A 4333-nucleotide genomic window follows, 5' to 3' on the forward strand; every position below is an offset into this window, starting at 1 on the left:
GGACCCTCGCAATCAAGCAGGGCAATACGCGGATCGAGGCGGTCTGCGGCAAATGCGGCGCGCCCAACCGGCTCTCGGCCGAGCGCGGCACGACACGGGTCAAGTACACCTGCAAGGAATGCGGCCATAAGCAGGAGACGCTGTAGAGCGGCCCTACTTCACCGCCTCGCACACCGTGACGTGCTCGTCCGCGCCCGGCAGCGGCGCGTGTCGGGAGACGCTGCGCCACCACGCGGTCAAGGCGTCGCGATCGCAGACGAGCTTCGCGCTCACGCCGCCGGAGAAGCTGGTCCAATCCGTGAAGCGGTCGTACGAGACGGCGATGATCACGGGGACGTCCGCAGCGCGCGCCCGCTCGATCAGAAAGCCGAGCCCCTTGCCGTCGCGTTCTCGCTTGCCGAAGCGGTTGATGATGAGGAGATCGGCGCCGGCCGCGAGCGCCTCGGCGACGCGGGTGCCAGCATTCTGCAGCCGCGACACATCGAGCTTGCAGCCGGTGGCGCCTGGGCTCGGCGGCTGCGCCAGCAGCAGCGTTTCGCCATTGTGGACCAGCACCGCCGACAGGCTGGAATCGGCGCACTGGCCCGTTTGCACCATGCCGACGACGCGACAGCCCTGCGCGTTCAGCGCGTCGGCAAAATCGCGCAGGACGGCATCGGGGTTGTCATGGTCGCCATAGACCAGGGCGGCGAGGTCGCATTGGGCGTGGAACATGATGCGCTCTGCTGATAGTGGGGGAAGGAGGCGCGCGCTTCGGATCGGATGACCGGACCGAGGCGCTGAGGCCGTAGCTGGTGTCGTTGCGCGACGGATCACGTCGCTATGATCGGAACCTGCCGGTCGATCAGAAGTTTGTAGTCGCTCATCGGTTTATCCCTTTTGCGAGCGGGCCGGTGTTCCGGTCGTGTTATAGCCAATTTTATATCACGGTGCGAGCCGCATGCACCATGGCGCAACTTCGGAACGTTCCAGTCTGGAATAGGTCCGGATGCCTCCCGCAGTCTCGCATAGCGGCTATAGTCGCTCCACTGGCGATCGCGGCTGGACTTGGTTCATGGTCACGATATAGTCGGAAAGATATAACGGTGCTGCCCGGAGACGAAGGCCGATGGTGATCGAATCGCGCACGCTAACGAATTGCGAAATTGCCGATGATGGCGGCGCCGTGTCTCTCGGCTTCATCGACGCAGCGGGCAGGTCGACCAGCCTGAAGCTGTCGTTGAACCAAGTCGGCGCGCTGGCAATGACGCTGCCCGGCCTGATCGACAAGGCGCTGCAGGCCCGCTATGGCGATGCCTCCCTGCGCTACGCCTATCCGCTGCAATCATGGGCGGTCGAGCAGTCGTCCGATCCGACCCAGGGTATGCTGACCTTCCGCACCGTCGACGGCTTCTCGGTGTGCTTCTCGATCCCGCGCGCGCAGCAGAGCGAGCTCAGCGAGGCGCTGGTGGCGCAGCCGGCGCAGGTGACGATCCGGGCGAATTGACCATGGCGTCTTCGCCATGGTCATCCCGGGGCGCGCGATAGCGCGAACCCGGGATCTCGATCGGCATACTCACTTCGAGATTCCGGGTTCAGCCCTGTCGGGCTGCCCCGGAATGACAACCCAACTAATTCCCCTTCACGAACGCGGCGAACGCTTCGGCATAGTCGGGGTGCCAGCGCGACAAAGGCGGGCGGTTCTCGACGATGTCGCCGGCCGCCCACAGCATGCGCCGCTCGTCGAGCGCGCGCGGCACGTCGTTGTCGGGACAGAGGATGTAGAAGTCGCCGGCCTCGATCCGCCCGAGCATGAAGTCGACGGTCTGCTCCGGTGTCCAGGCGGCGGCCGGCTTCTCGGTGCGGTTGCCGGCGGTGAGGCCGGTGAAGACGAAGCCGGGGATCAACAGATGCGCTGTGATTTTGCATTTGTCGGTGTTGCGCAACTCGTGCTGCAGCGCTTCGGTGAAGGCCTTCACGCCGGCCTTGCTGACGTTGTAGGCGGGATTGCCCGGCGGGGTGGTGATACCCTGCTTGGAGCCGGTGTTGATGATCAGGCCGGGGCGGCCGCGCGCGACCATGTTGGGGCCGAACGCCTGGGTGCCGTTGATGATGCCCCAGAGATTGACGTTGATGAGCCGCTCCCAGTTCTCGCGCGGGCCGAAGATGCTGCTGCCTGGGCTGATGCCGGCGTTGTTCATCAGCACATCGGTGCCGCCGAAGCGGCTGCGCACCTCGTGCTCCAGCTTCGCGACATCGTCGAAGTTGCTGACATCCACCGTCGTGCTCATGATCGCGGCTGCGCCGCCCTTGGCGATCTCTGACAATTTCGTGGCGGCGTCCTTCAGCTTCGCGGCATCGACATCGGCGATGCAGACATTCATGCCAAAGTTGGCAAAGCGCATCGCGGCGGCGAGGCCGATGCCTGAGGCGCCGCCGGTGATGACGGCGGTGTGATCGGATGACAGAGCAGGATGGGGCACGTCGAAACTCCCGGCGGTTGTGCTCGTGATGCTGCGCGTGATTATGCCACACTCATATGGCGCTCATCCACGCTTCTGGCATGGGAGGTCTTCAAAGCTGCGGCGTCCCGCTTGCTTTACGTCGCGGCACGCGCGCTGTAGATTTGCCGACATAACGGGCCGCCGCGCCACGACATTAGACATTCAGCATATCTCAAGGGAGAAACATCATGGCTGTGACCCAGGCCGTTCAGCTCACGCGTCATCCTTATGCCGACGGTTCCTACAAGCAGATGCTGATCGACAGCAAATGGGTTGATGCAGCCTCCGGCAAGCGTTTCGAGACCCACAACCCCGCCACCGGCGAATTGCTCGCCACCGTCGCCGAGGGCGATAAGGAAGACATCGACCGCGCCGTTGCCGCAGCCCGTCGCGCCTTCGAGGGCCCGTGGAGCAAGGTCAAGCCGTTCGAGCGCCAGAACCTGCTGCTCAAGCTTGCCGAACTGGTCGAGAAACATTTTGACGAGCTGTCCGCGCTCGACACCGTCGACATGGGCGCACCGCTCAGCCGCACCCGCGCCTATCGCGGCCGCGCCATCGGCATGCTGCGCTACTATGCCGGTCAGGCCACCGCGCTGCATGGCGAGACCATCGAGAATTCGCTGCCGGGCGAGATCTTCTCCTACACGCTGAAGGAGCCGGTCGGCGTGGTCGGCGCCATCATTCCCTGGAACGGTCCGCTGACGGCGACGATCTGGAAGATCGGTCCGGCGATCGCGACCGGCTGCACCGTGGTGCTGAAGCCGGCCGAAGAGGCGCCGCTGACCTCGCTGCGGCTCGCCGAATTGTGCCTCGAAGCCGGCATTCCCGCCGGTGTCGTCAACGTGGTGCCGGGCTATGGCGAGACCGCGGGTGCGGCGCTCGCCTCGCATCCCGATGTCGACAAGGTCGCCTTCACCGGCTCGCACATCACCGGCCAGTCGATCATCCGTGCCTCCGCCGGCAATCTCAAGCGCGTCTCGCTCGAGCTCGGCGGCAAGTCGCCGGACATCGTGTTCGCCGACGCCGACCTCGATGCTGCAGTCCCTGGTGCTGCGATGGCGGTATTTGCCAATTCGGGGCAGATCTGCAGCGCCGGCACGCGGCTGTTCGTCGAGAGCAAGATCTATGACGAGTTCGTGCATCGCGTCGCCGAATATGGCAAGTCGCTCAAGGTCGGCAACGGTCTCGATCCGAACACGCAAGTAGGCCCGCTGGTGTCGCAGCAGCAATATGATCGCGTCGGGGACTATCTCTCGATCGGCCAGAAGGAAGGCGCGCGTGCGGTGGTCGGCGGCGGCAAGCTGACCGAAGGCGCGCTCGCCAAGGGCTATTTCGTGCAGCCTACGGTGTTCGCTGATGTCGAGGACTCCATGCGCATCGCGCAGGAGGAGATTTTCGGCCCGGTGATCTCGGCGATCTCCTTCAAGGACAGCGACGACCTGATCAAGCGCGCCAACGCCACCATGTTCGGCCTCGGCTCCGGCGTGTGGACCACGAATGTCAGCAAGGCGCACAGGATAGCGAAAGCACTGCGCGCCGGCTCGGTCTGGGTCAATTGCTACCAGGCGATGGACCCGGCAGTGCCGTTCGGCGGCTACAAGATGTCGGGCTACGGCCGTGAGTCCGGCAAGCAGCACGTCGAGGAATATCTCAACGTCAAGGCGGTCTGGATCAAGACGGCTTGAGGCAGCTCACTATCTCCACGAACTCAGCTGCACCCTCTCCCCTTGCGGGAGAGGGTGGCGCCGAAGGCGCCGGGTGCGGGGTCTCTCTCCGCGGAGACAGACCCCTCACCCGGATCGCCGTCGCATCCGCGCCGGCGATCCACCCTGTCCCGCAAGGGGAGAGGG

The 4333-nt window shown here is 64.8% G+C and carries 4 protein-coding genes; 2 read left to right on the forward strand and 2 right to left on the reverse strand.

The genetic code is table 11. The annotated features are described in order from the left end of the window. Nucleotides 1-153 precede the first annotated feature (153 nt). Nucleotides 154-714, reverse strand: coding sequence for a DUF2478 domain-containing protein (locus WA702_RS09520; protein ID WP_425110268.1), 561 nt, complete (start codon nucleotides 712-714; stop codon nucleotides 154-156). A 394-nt stretch (nucleotides 715-1108) separates the two neighbouring features. Here WA702_RS09520 and WA702_RS09525 point away from each other — a divergent pair, with 394 nt between their 5' ends. Beyond that, the gene (locus WA702_RS09525; RefSeq protein ID WP_425110269.1) at nucleotides 1109-1486 is read left to right on the forward strand and encodes a hypothetical protein; all 378 of its coding nucleotides are present in this window, start codon (nucleotides 1109-1111) and stop codon (nucleotides 1484-1486) included. A 124-nt stretch (nucleotides 1487-1610) separates the two neighbouring features. On the opposite strand, the gene WA702_RS09530 is transcribed toward WA702_RS09525, so the two are convergent. After that, entirely contained in the window at nucleotides 1611-2462 is an 852-nt protein-coding gene (locus tag WA702_RS09530) for an SDR family NAD(P)-dependent oxidoreductase (RefSeq protein WP_425110270.1), read from the reverse strand. A 209-nt stretch (nucleotides 2463-2671) separates the two neighbouring features. On the opposite strand from WA702_RS09530, the gene WA702_RS09535 reads away from it, so the two are divergent. Next, a complete protein-coding gene (locus tag WA702_RS09535; RefSeq protein WP_425110271.1) occupies nucleotides 2672-4168 on the forward strand; it encodes an aldehyde dehydrogenase family protein in 1497 nt (498 codons plus the stop codon). The last annotated feature ends 165 nt before the right edge of the window (nucleotides 4169-4333 follow it).

The sequence above is a fragment of the Bradyrhizobium sp. genome, from assembly GCF_049798375.1.
GTDB lineage: Bacteria > Pseudomonadota > Alphaproteobacteria > Rhizobiales > Xanthobacteraceae > Bradyrhizobium.

Coding starts and splice junctions, on each gene's coding strand:
- WA702_RS09520 (WP_425110268.1), bottom strand. CDS start 714: ATGTTCCACGCCCAATGCGACCTCGCCGCCCTGGTCTATGGCGACCAT.
- WA702_RS09525 (WP_425110269.1), top strand. CDS start 1,109: ATGGTGATCGAATCGCGCACGCTAACGAATTGCGAAATTGCCGATGAT.
- WA702_RS09535 (WP_425110271.1), top strand. CDS start 2,672: ATGGCTGTGACCCAGGCCGTTCAGCTCACGCGTCATCCTTATGCCGAC.